Genomic DNA, 16,699 nt, shown 5'->3' on the forward strand with positions numbered 1-16,699 from the left:
TTCAGATACCCTTCAGGTATACATAACGATGATAGCCACCGAACATTTCAATAGCCACGTGCGAATCGAATCGCATGACGTCAACGGCGTCGCGACGATCGTGCTGGACAGGCCCGCGCGGCGCAACGCGGTCGACCGGCAGGTGGCCGACGCATTGAGCGCCGCGTTCAGCCGCTTCGAGGCCGAGCCCGCATGGCGCGCGGCCGTGCTGTTCGGGGCGGGCGGCACGTTTTGCGCGGGCGCCGACCTGAGCGCACTCACCGACGACACGCGCCGCAACGAACTGCACGCCGACGGCAGCGGCCCGGGTCCGATGGGACCGACACGCACACGCTTCAGCAAGCCGGTGATCGCCGCGATCGCCGGCTATGCGGTCGCGGGTGGACTCGAGCTTGCCGCGATGTGCGATCTGCGCGTCGTCGAGGAAGACGCGGTGCTTGGCGTGTTCTGCCGGCGCGTCGGCATTCCGCTGATCGACGGTGGCACGATCCGGCTGCCGCGGCTGATCGGTTTGTCGCGCGCGCTCGATCTGATCCTGACCGGCCGTGCGGTCGATGCGCGCGAGGCCCTCGCGTTCGGGCTCGCCAACCGCGTGGTGCCGAAGGGCCAAGCGCGCGCGGCCGCCGAGCAACTGGCCGCGGAGCTCGCGGCGTTTCCGCAGGCGGCGCTGCTCGCCGATCGCCGCTCCGTGCTCGAGAACAGCACGCTTGAAGATCTCACCGAGGCGTTGCGGCGCGAAGGCGCGGGCGGCTACGCGGCGGTCTTCGCCGAGGGCGTGGCGGGCGCGGCGCGCTTTGCGTCGGGCGCGGGCCGTCATGGCGACAGGTTCGACGCGGATCAGCCGACGCCGCCCAATCGTTGAGACATGCTTACCTGAAACGAAGAGAGGAACTGCGATGGCTACGATCTACCGGGAAATCGCCGTGGAAACCGCCGCGCCCGATGCATGGACCGCGCTGCGCGATCCCGCCGACGTTGCCCGCGCGTTCGCGGGCGTGCTGACCGAGGCGCGCATGGAAGGCGAGCTGCGCTGGGTCACGTTCGCCGACGGCACCGTGGTCGAGGAACGCGTGATCGCCGTCGACGATGCGCACCTGCGGCTCGCCTACTCGGTGGGCGGCGGACGCTTCGAGCATCATCACTCGACGTTGCAGGTCGTCGCCGAGACGCCCACGCGTTGCCGCGTGATCTGGATCAGTGACTTCAAGCCCGACGAGCGCGCAACCGTGGTCGAAATGCTGGTGGATGCGGGCTGCGCGGCGCTGCAGCGCAACCTGGCGCGACACTGAGCGCCGCTTTCCATAAAAACAACAGCCGCCCTGACGGCCTGCAAGGCAGATTTGACTTAGGTAGAATCCCCTACTGTTTTCCCCTATCCGGCGACAGCGTCTCCGCCTCCGGAAACGCCCGCCCGGCGCCTGTTTTTCGCGCCGCTTCACGCGCCACCCCCCATCATCGCCATGCCTTTGCCTCTGCTTGCACTTGCCGTTGCCGCGTTTGGAATCGGTACCACCGAATTCGTCATCATGGGGCTGTTGCCCGACGTCGCGCGCGATCTGTCCGTGTCGATTCCGGCGGCAGGCATGCTGGTGTCCGCGTATGCGCTCGGCGTGACGATCGGCGCGCCGATCGTCGCGATCGCGGTCGCCAACATGCCGCGCAAGAAGGCGCTGATGAGCCTGATCGGGGTGTTCATCGTCGGCAATCTGCTGTGCGCGATCGCGCCGGGTTACGCGGTGCTGATGGCCGCGCGCATCGTCACCGCGTTCTGTCACGGCGCGTTTTTCGGCATCGGCTCGGTGGTCGCGGCAGGCCTCGTCGCGCCGAATCGCCGCGCGCAGGCGATCGCGTTGATGTTCACCGGCCTCACGCTCGCCAATGTGCTCGGCGTGCCGCTCGGCACCGCGCTCGGCCAGGCGGTCGGCTGGCGCGCCACATTCTGGGCCGTGACCGGCATCGGCGTGCTGGCGGCGGCCGCGCTCGCGGTGTGCCTGCCCGCGAAGATCGAGATGCACAAGGCGAGCCTCATGCGCGAGTTCAGCGTGCTGAAGAACCCGCAGGTGCTGATGGTGCTCGGCATCAGCGTGCTTGCGTCGGCGAGCCTGTTTTCGACCTTTACCTACATCACGCCGATTCTCGAGGACGTGACCGGCTTCACGCCGCACGCGGTCACGCTGGTGCTGCTGCTGTTCGGCCTCGGTCTGACGGTCGGCAGCACGCTCGGCGGCAAGCTCGCGGACTGGCGGTTGATGCCGTCGCTGGTCGCGTTCCTGATGGCGATCGTCGTGATTCTGTGTGTGTTCGCGGGCACGATGCACGCGCGCATTCCGGCGATGCTGACCGTGTTCGTGTGGGGTGTGCTCGCATTCGCTATCGTGCCGCCGCTGCAGATGCTGATCGTCGATCGCGCGAGTCATGCGCCGAATCTTGCGTCGACGCTGAATCAGGGCGCGTTCAACCTCGGCAACGCGACCGGCGCGTGGCTCGGCGGCATGGCGATCGGCGCTGGCGCGCCGCTGACGACGCTGCCGTGGGTCGGCGTCGCGACCGCGCTGGGTGCGCTGTTGCTGACGTTGTGGTCGGTGTCGATCGAGCGGCGGGTTGTGGTGGCGGGGTAATGCCGGTTCAGGCGCCGCGAGGTGCCCAACGTTCCCGCCCGTAGTAGCATCCCCGCCGATGAAAGTCATCCTCACCCGCGATTTCCTCGCGCTGATCCTGAGCGTCGCCGTCGTCGGACTCGGCAGCGGCGCCACCCTTCCCCTCACCGCCCTCGCGCTCGCTCAAGCCGGTTACGGCACCGACGTGGTCGGCCTGTTGACCGCCGCGCAGGCGGGCGGCGGTCTCGCCGTGGTGCCGCTCGCCGGCTGGATCGCGGCGCGCTTCGGCGGCCGTCAGGTGATCGTCGGCGCGGTGCTGGTGGTGGCCTGCGCGACCGCGTTGATGCAGCTAACCGCGAACCTGTGGCTATGGGCGCTGCTGCGCGTGCTGTGCGGTGCGGCGCTGATGCTGCTGTTCACGATCGGCGAAGCATGGGTCAACCAGCTCGCCGACGATGCGTCGCGCGGCCGCGTGATCGCGATCTACGCGACCAACTTCACGCTGTTCCAGATGTCGGGGCCGGTGCTGGTGAGCCAGATCGCGGGCTTCACGCAGGGACGCTTTCTGCTGTGCGGCGCGATCTTCCTGCTCGCGCTGCCGCTGCTCGCGGCGATCCGCGCCACACCGCATGCATCGAGCGAAGAACACGCCGAGCATGGCGGCTGGCGTCGCGTACTGCCGCGCATGCCCGCGCTCGTGATCGGCACCGGCTTCTTCGCTCTGTTCGACACGATCGCGCTATCGCTGCTGCCACTGTTCGCGATGTCGCATGGCATTTCGAGCGAAGTGGCCGTGCTGTTCGCGTCCGCGCTGCTGCTCGGGGACACGACGATGCAGTTTCCGATCGGCTGGCTCGCCGACCGGCTCGGTCGCGAACGGGTGCATATAGGCTGCGGCATCGTGGTCGTCGCGTTGTTGCCGCTGCTGCCGTGGGCAGTCGGCTCGCCGTGGCTGCGCTGGCCGCTGTTGTACGTGCTCGGCGCGGCCGCGGGCGCGATCTACACGCTGTCGCTGGTGGCCTGCGGCGAGCGCTTTCGCGGTGTCGCACTTGTGTCGGCGAGTTCGCTGGTCGGCGCGTCGTGGAGCGCGGCGAGCTTCGGCGGCCCGCTCGTCGCCGGCGCGTTGATGAAAACGGTCGGCCACGATGCGGTGATCGGCGTGCTGTTGTGCGCGGCGCTCGCGTTTCTGGTGACGGCGTGGTGGGAGCGTCGGCGGATCACGCTGCGGGCGGCGAGTTGACGATTAGACGCTAGTTGCTGGCTTTTACGATCTAAACGCCGGGTGATAATCTTCAACCCACGTTGCGCGGGCACTCGACACGGCCCATATTTTGTGGTGCCACCGCAAGCAACGGGGAGTCCGCCATGGTCTCGATGCGCTTGTTGCTCCGTGCCAGCCTGTTGGGCACGGCGATCGCGGTAGCCGCGATCGTCGCCACAAACTGTGGAGGCGGCGGAGGCGGAAACAGCAGTGCCCCGACGGGCACGAGCGCCGGCGGCAGCGCCTCATCCGGCGCATCGACCCCAGCCGCGGCAAGCGGCGGCAGCAGCACCACCACCGGTGGCACCACGAGCGGGGGCACCGGCACCTCGGGCAGCGGCTCGGGCACGTCGATGGGCGGTACATCGACGGCAGCCGTGCAGGACGTGCTCACATATCACAACGACATTGCGCGCACCGGCCAGAACCTCGGCGAAACCACGCTGACACCCGCCAACGTGACGGCCGCGAAGTTCGGCAAGGTCGGCTTCTTTAGTGTCGACGGCAAGGTCGACGCGCAGCCGCTATTCGTCGCTTCGCTGGCGATCGCAGGCGGCACGCACAACGTGCTGTACGTCGCGACCGAGAACGACACCGTGTACGCATTCGATGCCGACACCGGCGCGACCCTGTGGCAGGTGCGCACACTCGGCAGCGGCGAAACTCCGAGCGACGATCTCGGCTGCGGCCAGATCGTGAACACGATCGGCATCACCTCGACACCGGTCATCGACCGTTCGCGCGGCACGCACGGCACGATCTATGTCGTCGCGATGTCGAAGGACGCGGCCGGCGGCTACCATCATCGCATTCACGCGCTCGACCTCGCGACCGGCGCCGAACTGCTGAACGGTCCCACCGAAGTCGCCGTCGCCTCTTACCCGGGCACTGGCGCGGGCAATACGAACGGCGTCCTGCCGTTCACCACGTCGTTATACGCGGAGCGCGCGGGGCTGCTATTGCTCGGCAGCACGCTTTACACATCATGGACCTCGCACTGCGACCACGGCGGCTATACCGGCTGGATCATGGGCTACGGCGCCGACACGTTGCAGCAGACCACCGTGCTCAACGTGACGCCTAACGGCATCGGCGGCGCGATCTGGATGAGTGGCGCGGGGACCGGCGTCGGACGGCTCGTCGATCTATCTGCTCGATGCGAACGGCACCTTCGAAACGACGATGACCTCGAGCGGCTTTCCGGCCAACAACGACTTCGGCAATACGTTCCTGAAGCTCGGCACGTCGGGCGGCCTGTCGGTCGCGGACTACTTCGCGATGACGAACCTCGTGCAGGAGTCCAACGACGACATCGACCTCGGCTCCGGCGGCGCACTGGTGCTGCCGGACCTGACCGACGCGAACGGCGTCGTGCAGCATCTGACGCTCGGCGCGGGCAAGGACAGCACCATCTACGTGCTGAATCGCGATTCGATGGGCAAGTTCAACCCGACGACCGACAACATCTATCAGGAGATTCCCGCGCAGCTGGCCGGAGGCGAGTTCGGCATGCCCGCCTATTTCAACGGGCGCGTGTATTTCGGCTCGGTCGGCGATCATCTGAAGGCATTCACCGTGACCAATGCGAAGCTGTCGATCACCCCAACCGCGCAAAGCGCGATGACGTTCGCCTATCCCGGCACGACGCCGAGCATCTCGGCGAATGGCACGACGAATGGCATCGTATGGGCCGCCGAAAACGGCAACGTCGCGGCACTGCATGCGTTCGACCCGGTCACGCTCAACGAGCTTTATAACAGCAACCAGATGGGCACGCGCGATCAATTCGGCACCGGCAACAAGTTCATCACACCGATGATCGCGAACGGCAAGGTGTATGTCGGCACGACGAACGGCGTGGCCGTGTTCGGCCTGCTGGGTGGGTGAAGCGGACGACGCGCCGGGTCATTGCGACACGGCGCGCCCGCGGTCTCGCACAACGACGAGGGCCGGCATTCGTTGCCGGCCCTCGTTCTTCGTGACTGCCGCGCGCTCACTCTCGCGCCGGCAGAATCTCTCCGGCACACGCGCCGAATCCGACGCGATACCCGTCGCCCTGGCACCAGCCGACCAGCGTCAACTCATCGCCGTCCTCGATGAACGTGCGCGTACCGCCCTCCTGCAACTCCAGCGGCTTCTTGCCGTTCCACGTCAGTTCGAGCAGGCTGCCGTACGAATCCTCGGTCGGCCCGCTGATCGTCCCCGAGCCCATCAGATCGCCCACCCGCGTATTGCAGCCTGCCACCGTGTGATGCGCGAGTTGCTGCGCCATCGTCCAGTACATGAATTTGAAGTTGGTCCGCGCGATCGTGCTCGCTTGCCGCGCGCGTGGCGCGCGCAAGCTCACTTCGAGGTGAATGTCGAACGCATGCTTTCCTCGATGCCGCAGATACGCGAGCGGCTCGGGCTCCTGCACCGGCTGCGCGACGCGAAACGGTTCGAGCGCATCGAGCGTGACGACCCACGGCGAAATCGTCGTCGCGAAGGTCTTCGCGTTGAACGGACCGAGCGGCACGTATTCCCATTGCTGGATGTCGCGCGCGCTCCAGTCGTTGAGCAGCACCATGCCGAAGATGTGCGCTTCCGCGTCCTCGCACGCGATCGGCTCGCCCAGCGCATTGCCGCCGCCGATAATGAAACCCGTCTCCAGTTCGATATCGAGCTTGCGGCACGCGCCGAACACCGGCCGCTCCTGATCCGGCAGCTTCAGCTGACCATTCGGACGACGCACCGGCGTGCCGCTCACGACCACCGACGACGCCCGTCCGTTGTAGCCGATCGGCATCTCCGACCAGTTCGGCAGCAGCGCATTCTTCGGATCGCGGAACATCGAGCCGACATTGGTCGCGTGTTCCTTCGACGAATAGAAATCCGTGTAGCCCGGAATCTGCACCGGCAGATGCAGACGGGCATCGGCCTGACTCACCAGCACCTTCGCGCGCAACGCGGCATCGTCGCGCAGCGTCGCGGTGTCGCGCGCGAGCAGTTGGCTCAGCTGGAGTCGAACGCTGCGCCATGCGTCGCGGCCGAGCGCGATGAAATCGTTCAGCGCATCGCGCGCGAACACGTTCTGCGCCGGCACGCTCAGCAGACCCGCTGCCTGCAACGCGCCGAGATCGACGATCTGATCGCCGATCGCGACGCCCACGCGGCGCGCGTCGTTGCCACGCTCGCTGAAAATGCCGAACGGCAGGTTCTGGATCGGGAAGTCGCTCGCCGGCACGTTGGCCGACTCGATCCAGCTCTTGCGCGACGCATCGAGCGTCGCCTGGAGATCGTTCACCGCGTTCATCGTTGCTCCGGATTGAAGTGTTTCTCGAGGCCTTGCCAGCACTCGTAGTAATGCGCCTGCAGTTGCGCGGTTTCGAGCGCGAAGCGCGTCGGCTTGATCAGCGTGCGCGTTTCGAACATGAAGGCCATCGTGTCGTCGACCTTCTTCGGCACCGAGGTATCGATATGCGACGCCTTCTCGAACGTGTCCGCGTCCGGACCGTGGCCCGTCATGCAGTTGTGCAGGCTCGCGCCGCCGGGCACGAAGCCCTCGGCCTTCGCGTCGTAGACGCCATGCACGAGCCCCATGAACTCGCTCGCGACGTTGCGATGGAACCAGGGCGGGCGGAACGTATCTTCGGCGGTGAGCCAGCGCGGCGGGAAGATCACGAAGTCGATCGTATCGACGCCCGGCGTGTCGCTTTGCGATTGCAGCACGAGGAAGATCGACGGGTCCGGATGATCGAAGCTGATCGAGCCGATCGTGTTGAAGCGGCGCAGGTCGTATTTGTACGGCGCGTAGTTGCCGTGCCACGCGACCACGTCGAGAGGCGAATGGCCGATGTCCGCGCGCCACAGATTGCCGTTCATCTTCGCGACGAGTTCGAACGCGCCTTCGCGGTCTTCGTATGCGGCGTGCGGCGTCAGGAAATCGCGCGGATTCGCGAGACCGTTGGAGCCGATCGGCCCCAGTTCCGGCAGACGCAGCAGCGCACCGAAGTTCTCGCAGATATAGCCGCGCGCGCTGCCGTCCGGCAGGCTGACCGCGAAGCGCACGCCGCGCGGAATCACCGCGATCTCGAACGGTTCGACATCGACGCGGCCCATTTCGGTCGCGATATGCAGGCGGCCTTGTTGCGGCACGATCAGCAGTTCGCCGTCGGCGTCGTAGAAGAAACGGTCGTGCATCGAACGGTTGGCTGCGTATAGATGGATCGCGCAACCGTTCATCGCTTCGGCCGAGCCGTTGCCCGCCATCGTCACCCAGCCGTCGATGAAATCGGTCGGCTCGCCCGGCATCGGCAACGGGTCCCAGCGCAGCTGGTTCGGCGGCGTCGGCGGCACCTCGGCGAAGTTCGCGACGAGCCGCTCCGACGGCATCATCGTGAACGGCTTGTGCATCGCCGCCGGGCGAATCCGGTACAGCCACGAGCGACGGTTGTGACCGCGTGGCGCCGTAAACGCCGTGCCCGACATCTGCTCGGCATACAAACCATAGGCCGCGCGCTGCGGCGAGTTGCGGCCGGTCGGCAGCGCGCCCGGCAACGCCTCGGTCGCGAATTCGTTGGCGAAACCGGTCTGATAGCCGGGCTCGATTTCAGGTCGCAGGCGTTGGTCGGCCGGCGTACGTGTCGAGGTATCCATACAAGGTTCTCCGCGAGTTGCTCGATTCTTTCCCGGGTGCTACGTGATCTTTGCAGTCAGGCTCAGGCGAGCTCCGCTTCGGACGCGCGCCTGGGTTGCCGCGTTGCGCCCGCGAGCACGACCACCAGCAGCGCCGAGCACAGCACCGGCACCGCCGCCGCATGAAACAGCGCGGCATTCGACCAGTTCAGCGCGATCAGCTGTCCGCCGACGAGCGGCCCGATCACCGAACCGATCCGGCCGATGCCGAGACTCCAGCCGATGCCGGTCGAGCGCAGCGCGGTCGGATAGAAATGCCCGGCGAGCGCATTGACCGCCGGCTGTCCGCCGACCACGCAAAAGCCGCCCGCGAACACGACGACGAGCAGCCACGGCAGCAGATGCGCGACCGCGCCGATCGTGCCGACCGCGACCGTGGCAACCGCGAAGCACGCGAACAGCACGCGCACGAAACCCATGCGCTCGATGAACCAGCCGAGCAGCAGCGTGCCGATCACGCCACCCGTCTGCAGCACCGTGCCGACGATCACCGCCGTGCCCGGCGTGTAGCCGGCTTCGCGCATCACGGTGGGCAGCCAGTTGGACAGGAAGTACAGCACGATCAGGTTCATGAAGCTGATCGCCCACAGGATCAGCGTGACCGGACCGCGTCCCGCGCGGAACAGCTCCGCGACCGGCGCGCCGTCGTTGCGCTTTTCGCTGACGACGAGGCGCGTGTTCGCGTTGATCGGCAAGGCCGGGTCGAACTTCGCCAGCCAGCTCGCTGCGCGCGCACTGCGCCCTTTCAGCACCAGAAACTGCAGCGACTCCGGCAGCCTCGTCAGCATCGCGAACCCGAGCAGCAACGGCACCGCGCCGCCGACCCAGAACACCGCGCGCCAGCCGTAGGCCGGAATCAGCGCGGCGCTGACGAAGCCGCCGAGCGCCGCGCCGAGCGTGAAGCCGCACGACACCAACATCATGCGCTTGACCCGATGCGCGGGCGTCGAGAATTCGCCGACCAGCGCCATCGCGTTCGGCATGATGCAGCCGAGCCCGAGACCGGTGATGAAGCGCAGCGTGATCAGCGCGGGAATCGTCGCGACGAACGGCGTGGCGAGCATCGACAGCGAGAAGAAGAACGTCGCGCCGATCAGCACCGGCCGGCGGCCGATGTGGTCGGCCAGTACCGACAGGCCGAGCGCGCCCAGCAGCATGCCGAACAGGCTCGCGCTAAAGACGGGGCCGAGCGCGGTTTTCGCGACGTGCCATTCGGCGATCACGCTGGGCGCGACATAGCCCATCGCCTGCGCGTCGAAGCCGTCGATTAGCAGACACAGCCCGCACAGCGCGAGCAGCATCGCCTGAAAAATCGGGCGATGCGTTTCGGCAAGCACGCGCTCGACTTCGATCACATTGGCGGCGGGTTGGTCACTCATTGGGCATCCCTCGAATTGGGCGGAATCATGTTTTACGAATGGTAAAACTAATTACGAATAGTGAAAATAACGTATACCCGTAGAAGCGTGGGTGCCAACCTCGCGATTGCGCGCTGAGCCCCGGCCAATAAGCGTTAGGCCAATAACGTTATGAGCATTTTGTTAATCTGCGCAGGTCGCGTACTGCTACCATCAATAGATGCGGCCATCGCGTCGCGCAGCCACGCGCCCGGTGCGCGTTCATCGTCGCCTTTCATTCGCCTTCATGATTTCGCCGACCATCCCCGATCTGATCGCCCGCGCCGCTCATCACCCGTTTCTCGGCGAGCATCTGGCCATGGGACAAGGCGCGCACGCCGGCATCGCGCTCGCGCATTTCGACGGCATCGAGCTCACGAGCGCCTACGAGCCGATCTTCGACATCAGCGTGCATGGGCTCGCGCAGTCGCTGTCATGCGGCGCGGAAGGGGTCGACCGCTTCGGTGACGAGCTCGGCTTCCAGGCGGTCACGCACCGGCTCGGCGCACCGCCGTTCGACGTGTTCGATCCGTTCGACAACATCGCCGACGATCAGCAGCTGGTCGCGCTGGATCGCATGTCGCGCGCGCTGCACGCAATCAACTTCTTCGGGCCGCAGCGGCATGGGCTGCTGTTTCTACGCGTGCACGAGAGGCTGTTGAAGAGCGTGAAGTACGACCACGGCCGGCATTTTTCGAGCGTGCTGACGTCGTTCAATTTGAGTCCGACGCGCATCGTCATCGAGCTGCCGGCGGCGGCGGTCGCGCACAAGACGTTTCTGGGCTATCTGACGCGCAGCTATCAGCACTACGGCTTCAAGGTGGCGGGCAATCTGTCGAACGCGGGGCAGATCCTGTCGGTATCGGAAACCGCGCGGCTCGATTTCATCAAGATGGATGCGGCGGCCGCATTGCGCGACGCGACCGTGAAGCCGCTCGTCGGCTACGCAGGCCGGCTGCGGGTACCGCTGATTTTCAATCGCGTGATGGACGAGACGCAGTTCTCCGCGCTACAACAGTACGACGTGCGGTTCGTGCAAGGGCCATTGTTCAACGCGCATTATCACGACCGGGCGGCGTGACACGGCGTGACACGGCGTGGGCCGGTTGACCCGGGCGCCCCGGCCTTCCCTCAGCCCGGCTCCCCTAGCCGCGCCGCGAGCGCCTTCAGGCGCGGCGCGACGTTCTCGCGAAACACCTCCTCCCCCATCGATGATGCCGGCCCGCTGCAGCTGAGCACGAGCCAGCGGTTTTCGCGCGGCTCGCGAAACGGCACCGCGACCGCGTTCACGTCGTCATGCCACGCGCGAAACGAGTAGCAGCAGCGCTCCGTCGCGAACGCGGCGATCTCCTGTTCGGCTTCGGCGACCAGCATCGCCCCTGCCCTGCCTGCCGCTTTTTTCAGTTCCGCGAGTAACGCGGTACGCGCGTCGAGCGGCTGCACGGCGAGATACGCACGGCCCATCGAACTCGTCAGCATCGACAGTTTCGAGCCGGATGCGAGGCCGAGCGTCAACGCGGTCTCGCTGCGAATCGTCTCCAGATACACCATGTCGAGCCCATCCCGGCACCCGAGCGAAACCGCCGCGCCGACCTCGCGCGCGAGACTGCGCAGGTGCGGGCGCGCGAGTTCGAGCATGTCGCTGCCCGATAGCAGCGCGAAGCCGAGCGACAGCACGCCCGCGTCGAGCGCATATTTGCCGTGTCTTTCGTCGAGCCGCAGATAGCCGAGCACGGTCAGCGTGTAGGCGAGCCGGTTCACGGTTGCCTTCGGCAAGCCCGTGCGTTCGACGAAATCGCGATTGCCGAGCATCGTGTCGCCCGGTCGGAACGCGCGCAACAGGTCCAGCCCGCGGGCAAGGGCGACGACGAATTTGCGTTCGTCGAGCGGAGCGGAGAAAGTGGATGGCAGCGTCATAGGGTGCTACACTCGGGCGTCGTTTTGCAAAACATTGTTTCGCAAGGCGGAACTCAAGTCAAGCTTGTTCTGAGCGTGAAATCAGGAGATACGTCATGGCCGTAGCCGCGCAGTTTCACTGGGAAGATCCGTTGCTGCTGGATCAGCAGTTGACCGAAGACGAACGCATGGTGCGCGGCGCCGCCGCGGCCTACTCGCAGGACAAGCTGCTGCCGCGCGTGCTCGAAGCGTTCCGCCATGAAAAGACCGATGTCGGGATCTTTCGCGAAATGGGCGAACTCGGCCTGCTCGGCCCGACGATTCCCGAACAGTACGGCGGCCCCGGTCTGAACTATGTCGCGTATGGGCTGATCGCGCGTGAAGTCGAACGTGTCGACTCCGGCTATCGCTCGATGATGTCGGTGCAGTCGTCACTGGTGATGGTGCCGATTTACGAGTTCGGCTCGGACGCGCAGAAGGAAAAATATCTGCCGAAGCTCGCGCGCGGCGAGTGGATCGGCTGCTTCGGCCTGACCGAGCCGAACCACGGCTCCGATCCGGGCAGCATGGTCACGCGCGCGAAGAAGGTCAATGGCGGCTATTCGCTGTCGGGCTCGAAGATGTGGATCACCAATTCGCCGATCGCCGACGTGTTCGTCGTGTGGGCGAAGCTCGAGGAAAACGGCAAGGACCACATCCGCGGCTTTATTCTCGAGAAGGGCTGGAAGGGTCTGTCGGCGCCGGCGATCCACGGCAAGATCGGGCTGCGCGCGTCGATCACCGGTGAAATCGTGCTCGACGATGTGTTCGTGCCGGAAGAGAACATCATGCCGGGCGTCAGCGGCCTGCGCGGTCCGTTCACGTGTCTGAACTCGGCGCGCTACGGCATCGCCTGGGGCGCGCTCGGCGCGGCGGAAGCATGCTGGCACATCGCGCGGCAGTACGTGCTCGATCGCAAGCAGTTCGGCCGGCCGCTTGCCGCGAACCAGTTGATCCAGAAGAAGCTCGCCGATATGCAGACCGAAATCACGCTCGGGCTGCAAGGCGTGCTGCGCCTCGGCCGCATGAAGGACGAAGGCACGGCCGCCACCGAGATCACGTCGATCATGAAGCGCAATTCGTGCGGCAAAGCGCTCGACATCGCCCGCCTCGCGCGCGACATGCTCGGTGGCAACGGTATTTCGGACGAGTTCGGCGTCGCCCGCCATCTGGTGAACCTCGAGGTCGTCAACACCTACGAAGGCACCCACGACGTTCATGCGCTGATCCTCGGCCGTGCGCAGACGGGTATTCAGGCGTTCTTCTGATGCCGATGCTGGCGTTCCGATGGTGAAAAAAAAGCCGGTTCATTCGAACCGGCTTTTCTGTTTGATGCCGCGCAGCTTACTGGTTCGGCTGCGGCGTCATGCGCAGGTATGGACGCAGTGCCTTGTAGCCCTTCGGGAATTTCTGCTTGATCACTTCTTCGTCCTTCAGCGACGGCACGATCACGACGTCATCGCCCTGCTTCCAGTTGCCCGGCGTCGCGACCGAGTGGCTGTCGGTCAGTTGCAGCGAATCGATCACGCGCAGCACTTCGTCGAAATTGCGGCCGGTACTCGCCGGATACGTGATGATCAAACGCACCTTCTTATTCGGATCGGTGACGAACAGCGAACGCACGGTGAACGTTTCGTTCGCGTTCGGATGAATCATGTCGTAAAGCTGGGAGACCTTGCGATCGCCGTCCGCGAGAATCGGAAAACCGACGTTGGCGGCCTGCGTCTCGTTGATGTCCTTGATCCACTCCTTGTGCGACTCCGCGCTGTCTACCGACAACGCGATCGTCTTCACGTTGCGCTTTTCGAACTCGCTTGCAAGCTTCGCGGTCAGGCCCAGCTCGGTCGTGCAGACCGGCGTGAAGTCGGCAGGATGCGAGAACAGCACCCCCCAGCTATTGCCGAGCCAGTCGTGAAAACTGATACGGCCAATGCTCGACTCCTGTTCGAAATCCGGCGCAATGTCGCCAAGACGTAGACTCATAGTGCATCTCCTGTAGGTATTCGGAACGTATCCAGATAAGGTCGCGGGCGTGTGCCCGCGACGGCCCGTCACGATAAAGCATAAGGCCGTGGTGGTACATGGCGAACCAAGATCGCGTCAGTACTTTATGCGTTTTTGTAATTTTCTCCCGTTTGATGGAAACTTTGCGGGACAGATCAACTCAATCCCAGATACCGGTCTGGAGCAAAGTCCCCTCAACCTGGTGTCGCCACGCGCTGCCGGGAACGGATCGTGCGTCGGCGGCCTGGAACCGGCACTAGGCTCGCCAGCGACCGTTTCTTTGGTTACGATTTACGCGTAGCGTGAAACAAAGGGAGCTGTCAATGTCGGAAGTCAACAAGGAGAGATTGATGTCGGATATCAAAACCGTCCTCGCGGACGCTGAAGACCTGCTGAAACAGGCCGCGAGCGCTACCGGCGAACGCGCATCCGAACTGCGCGAGACCGCGCTGACGCGCCTGAAGCAGGCGAAAGAAAAAGCAGCCGACGTTCAGGTCGTGGTCGTCGAAAAAGGGAAGAAGGCTGCCCGCGCTACCGACGACTACGTGCACGAACATCCGTGGGCGTCCATCGGTATCGCCGCCGGCATCGGCATGGTGGTCGGTCTGCTGATCAATCGCAAGTAAAGGCCGGTGAGTCCGCCGGAGCAGGCATGTCCGGCGCACCGGCGATACGGGCGGACCGGCGCGAGCCTCGCCGGTCCCCTTCTGCTGGCGCGCGTGCGCGCTGGCCAGGCCCTCACGCGCAACGCCCACAGCCATGACGACCGAAACACACTCGCAGCGCGCAGAACACAGCCCGTTGCGCCGTATTCTCAGTTCCGTGTTTGCGATTCTGCAGACGCGGCTCGAACTGGTGGGCATCGAACTCGCCGAGGAAAAAGACCGCCTGCTCGGCGTGCTGTTTCTCGGCCTTGCCGCGATGATGCTCGCCACGATGGCGTTGATCGCGTTGACCGCACTCGTCGCCATTGCCTTCTGGGACACCTACCGATGGCAGGCGCTTGCCGGCATCACCGCGGTCTACGCGATTGCTGGGCTCGCCTGTGCGCTGAAGGCGCGCAGCGGTTTGCGCAATGCGCCGCTGGTATTCGAAGCGACCCTCGCTGAGTTCGAAAAGGATCGCGAAGCGTTTCGCAGCCGCAACTGATGGGCAAGTTTGTCTGCATCCGATCCATCGCCTCATCTCCACTCCCGCCGACACGCCATGAGCCCATCCCGTCCCGATACAGCCTTTCGTAACAAGCGCCATCCGTCGAAGGATCTGAGCGCCCCGCATCTGCGGGCGCTGCGCAAGGAATTGCTGCTCGTGCGCGCGGATGTCGAACGCGTCGAGCTCGCGCAGGCCACCTTCGAACTGCGCCAGGCCGTCACGCATTTCAGCTGGCTCAGGTTCGTGATCCCCGGCTTCGGCGGCGTGCGTGTCGGCAAAGGGGCCAAGGCAAGCGTGCTCAATGCGGGGACGATCGGCGCATTGCTCAAGCAGTACCCGTTCATCAGTTCGGTCGTTTCGCTGTTGCTCGCCAAACCGCTGCGCGCGACGGTCGTCAGGAGCGCGAGGCCCGCGCTCAAGTGGGGCAGCCTTGCGCTCGGCGCGTGGGAAGCGTTCCGGATCTGGCAACAGATGAAGAACGAGTCGGCGGCGGCGCGGGCTGCCGCGGCGGCTTCCGCTACGGCGCAGTCGGCGGCAGAGCAGGCCGATTCGACGAGAAGCGGCTATTGAGGTCCTGGCCGCGGCGAGTGGCTGCGATCTGCGAACTATCGGATGTCTCGCTCGCAAGGCTGCGCGCGTCGGTTTTCAATTCACCCGCTAACCCGTATTCCAGCATTCGCTGGTCGTGGGCGTCGCGCCGCTCGTGTCGTTTCTATTGCCTCGCTGACCTGTCGCGTCCAGCGTGAACGTGCCGCACGGGTCATCGCGCATCGGGCCCGCTTCCGCTGGACCCGCTTCGATCGAATAGCCGCCGTTCGTATCGTCGGCGTGCAGCACGCGCACGCGATACACCGGCGCGCCGAACTGCGGCGCCTGATCGATGCCCGGTGGCAAGGCCGGCACGCCATCGCTCGCCGCGGCCTCGACGAATTGCGCCGCCCGATATAACGCCGACGCCGCGTCGATGCGATGGGTGCGCGCGATGTGGCTTCGATACGAAGGGATCGCAAACGCGGCGAGCGTGGCGGCAATCGCGAGCGCGATCACTAGTTCGAGCAGCGTGAATGCGGATGTGTTGGGCCTTTTCATACGTGTCCAGTGGGTGCGTTCCTCAGAATGGTCTCGCGGCAACGCGCCGCCAATGACGCTCGATCGCGCCATCCTCGGTCACCAGCTCCATCTGCAACCAGACCTGTGACTCGCCGCTCTGCCCGAAGCCGCGCGCGGTGAGCAGATAAGCGCTCGCGTTCGGTCGAGTCGAGAGACGCCAAGGCTCGATCAGGCATTGCGGCGCACGCGATGATCCCGGCCATTGCGGCACAGGCGTGATGGCGCCTGCGTCGAACGCGGCTTCAAGCCTCCATTGAGCCGGCTCGCCGGATGAGAGCGGCCCATTGGGCGCGTCGCCAGGTGCCGATTGCACGTTGCGCGCGCACAAGCTCAGCGCCGAATCGGCCGCGTGGAAAGCCTGCAGATAGTCGCGCGTATTGGTCGCCGCGCGAGCGGCCGCGAGCGATGATTCGAACCAGATCGCGGATGTGGCGAGCATCATGGCCGAGATCAACAGCACGATAGCTAGCACGACACCGCGTTGATGTGCGCGTTGGACACCGTCCCGACAACTTCGCCTACCTAAGCGTTTCCCTTTTTCACTTGCCCCGCCGCATATGTCGTAGGCG

General features: G+C 65.2%; 17 protein-coding genes and 1 pseudogene. 10 read left to right on the forward strand and 8 right to left on the reverse strand.

Features of this window, described 5'->3' with window-relative positions:
- Nucleotides 1-28 precede the first annotated feature (28 nt).
- The 4 genes from QFZ91_RS12315 (at nt 29) to QFZ91_RS12330 (ending at nt 3,837) form a co-directional block, all read left to right on the forward strand.
- The gene (locus QFZ91_RS12315) at nt 29-862 is read left to right on the forward strand and encodes a crotonase/enoyl-CoA hydratase family protein (RefSeq protein ID WP_429567407.1); all 834 of its coding nucleotides are present in this window, start codon (nt 29-31) and stop codon (nt 860-862) included.
- A 34-nt stretch (nt 863-896) separates the two neighbouring features.
- Nucleotides 897-1,289 carry an SRPBCC family protein gene (locus QFZ91_RS12320; RefSeq protein ID WP_429567408.1) on the forward strand — a complete coding sequence of 131 codons (393 nt, stop codon included), beginning with the start codon at nt 897-899 and terminating at the stop codon, nt 1,287-1,289.
- 171 nt (nt 1,290-1,460) lie between these two features.
- Nucleotides 1,461-2,618 carry an MFS transporter gene (locus QFZ91_RS12325; RefSeq protein WP_429567409.1) on the forward strand — a complete coding sequence of 386 codons (1,158 nt, stop codon included), beginning with the start codon at nt 1,461-1,463 and terminating at the stop codon, nt 2,616-2,618.
- Between the two features lie 58 nt (nt 2,619-2,676).
- Complete coding sequence (locus QFZ91_RS12330) at nt 2,677-3,837, forward strand: MFS transporter (protein WP_429567410.1); 1,161 nt, start codon at nt 2,677-2,679, stop codon at nt 3,835-3,837.
- Between the two features lie 52 nt (nt 3,838-3,889).
- Here the strand turns inward: QFZ91_RS12330 and QFZ91_RS12335 are convergent, their stop codons facing one another.
- On the reverse strand, nt 3,890-4,252 hold the full coding sequence (locus QFZ91_RS12335) for a hypothetical protein (protein ID WP_429568686.1): 363 nt from the start codon (nt 4,250-4,252) through the stop codon (nt 3,890-3,892).
- Here QFZ91_RS12335 and QFZ91_RS12340 point away from each other — a divergent pair.
- A pseudogene (locus tag QFZ91_RS12340) lies at nt 4,212-5,745 on the forward strand (PQQ-binding-like beta-propeller repeat protein). The gene QFZ91_RS12335 and the pseudogene QFZ91_RS12340 overlap by 41 nt on opposite strands.
- Before the next feature lie 106 nt (nt 5,746-5,851).
- Here QFZ91_RS12340 and fahA read toward each other — a convergent pair.
- The 3 genes from fahA to QFZ91_RS12355 all read right to left on the reverse strand — a co-directional run bounded on the left by fahA (nt 5,852) and on the right by QFZ91_RS12355 (nt 9,911).
- Nucleotides 5,852-7,150 (reverse strand): fumarylacetoacetase, encoded by a 1,299-nt coding sequence (gene fahA / locus QFZ91_RS12345; RefSeq protein ID WP_429567411.1) that lies wholly within the window; start codon nt 7,148-7,150, stop codon nt 5,852-5,854.
- The gene (hmgA, locus tag QFZ91_RS12350; protein WP_429567412.1) at nt 7,147-8,493 is read right to left on the reverse strand and encodes a homogentisate 1,2-dioxygenase; all 1,347 of its coding nucleotides are present in this window, start codon (nt 8,491-8,493) and stop codon (nt 7,147-7,149) included. The genes fahA and hmgA overlap by 4 nt, the downstream gene beginning before the upstream one ends.
- 62 nt (nt 8,494-8,555) lie before the next feature.
- On the reverse strand, nt 8,556-9,911 hold the full coding sequence (locus QFZ91_RS12355; RefSeq protein WP_429567413.1) for an MFS transporter: 1,356 nt from the start codon (nt 9,909-9,911) through the stop codon (nt 8,556-8,558).
- Nucleotides 9,912-10,176: 265 nt separating this feature from the next.
- Between QFZ91_RS12355 and QFZ91_RS12360 the strand changes: the two genes are divergently transcribed.
- Entirely contained in the window at nt 10,177-11,010 is an 834-nt protein-coding gene (locus tag QFZ91_RS12360; protein WP_176109457.1) for an EAL domain-containing protein, read from the forward strand.
- A 50-nt stretch (nt 11,011-11,060) separates the two neighbouring features.
- Here QFZ91_RS12360 and QFZ91_RS12365 read toward each other — a convergent pair whose 3' ends face one another.
- On the reverse strand, nt 11,061-11,846 hold the full coding sequence (locus QFZ91_RS12365) for an IclR family transcriptional regulator (RefSeq protein ID WP_176109458.1): 786 nt from the start codon (nt 11,844-11,846) through the stop codon (nt 11,061-11,063).
- Between the two features lie 95 nt (nt 11,847-11,941).
- Between QFZ91_RS12365 and QFZ91_RS12370 the strand changes: the two genes are divergently transcribed.
- Complete coding sequence (locus QFZ91_RS12370; protein WP_429567414.1) at nt 11,942-13,132, forward strand: acyl-CoA dehydrogenase; 1,191 nt, start codon at nt 11,942-11,944, stop codon at nt 13,130-13,132.
- 76 nt (nt 13,133-13,208) lie between these two features.
- On the opposite strand, the gene QFZ91_RS12375 is transcribed toward QFZ91_RS12370, so the two are convergent.
- Nucleotides 13,209-13,847, reverse strand: a complete 639-nt coding sequence (locus tag QFZ91_RS12375; protein WP_429567415.1) for a peroxiredoxin — start codon at nt 13,845-13,847, stop codon at nt 13,209-13,211.
- Nucleotides 13,848-14,191: 344 nt separating this feature from the next.
- Here QFZ91_RS12375 and QFZ91_RS12380 point away from each other — a divergent pair, with 344 nt between their 5' ends.
- The 3 genes from QFZ91_RS12380 (at nt 14,192) to QFZ91_RS12390 (ending at nt 15,590) form a co-directional block, all read left to right on the forward strand.
- On the forward strand, nt 14,192-14,494 hold the full coding sequence (locus tag QFZ91_RS12380; RefSeq protein WP_026227987.1) for a DUF883 family protein: 303 nt from the start codon (nt 14,192-14,194) through the stop codon (nt 14,492-14,494).
- Nucleotides 14,495-14,627: 133 nt separating this feature from the next.
- Nucleotides 14,628-15,017, forward strand: a complete 390-nt coding sequence (locus tag QFZ91_RS12385; protein WP_176122523.1) for a phage holin family protein — start codon at nt 14,628-14,630, stop codon at nt 15,015-15,017.
- A gap of 57 nt (nt 15,018-15,074) precedes the next feature.
- Nucleotides 15,075-15,590: a DUF3318 domain-containing protein gene (locus QFZ91_RS12390; protein WP_176379057.1), complete on the forward strand. Its 516-nt coding sequence runs from the start codon at nt 15,075-15,077 to the stop codon at nt 15,588-15,590.
- An 87-nt stretch (nt 15,591-15,677) separates the two neighbouring features.
- Here the strand turns inward: QFZ91_RS12390 and QFZ91_RS12395 are convergent, their stop codons facing one another.
- Both QFZ91_RS12395 and QFZ91_RS12400 read right to left on the reverse strand, forming a co-directional pair.
- A complete protein-coding gene (locus QFZ91_RS12395; RefSeq protein ID WP_429567416.1) occupies nt 15,678-16,109 on the reverse strand; it encodes a type IV pilin protein in 432 nt (143 codons plus the stop codon).
- A 22-nt stretch (nt 16,110-16,131) separates the two neighbouring features.
- Entirely contained in the window at nt 16,132-16,572 is a 441-nt protein-coding gene (locus tag QFZ91_RS12400; RefSeq protein ID WP_429568631.1) for a pilus assembly PilX family protein, read from the reverse strand.
- Nucleotides 16,573-16,699 lie beyond the last annotated feature (127 nt).

Origin of the sequence: Paraburkholderia sp. JPY419 (assembly GCF_050435705.1) — a bacterium.
Classification (GTDB): domain Bacteria; phylum Pseudomonadota; class Gammaproteobacteria; order Burkholderiales; family Burkholderiaceae; genus Paraburkholderia; species Paraburkholderia youngii.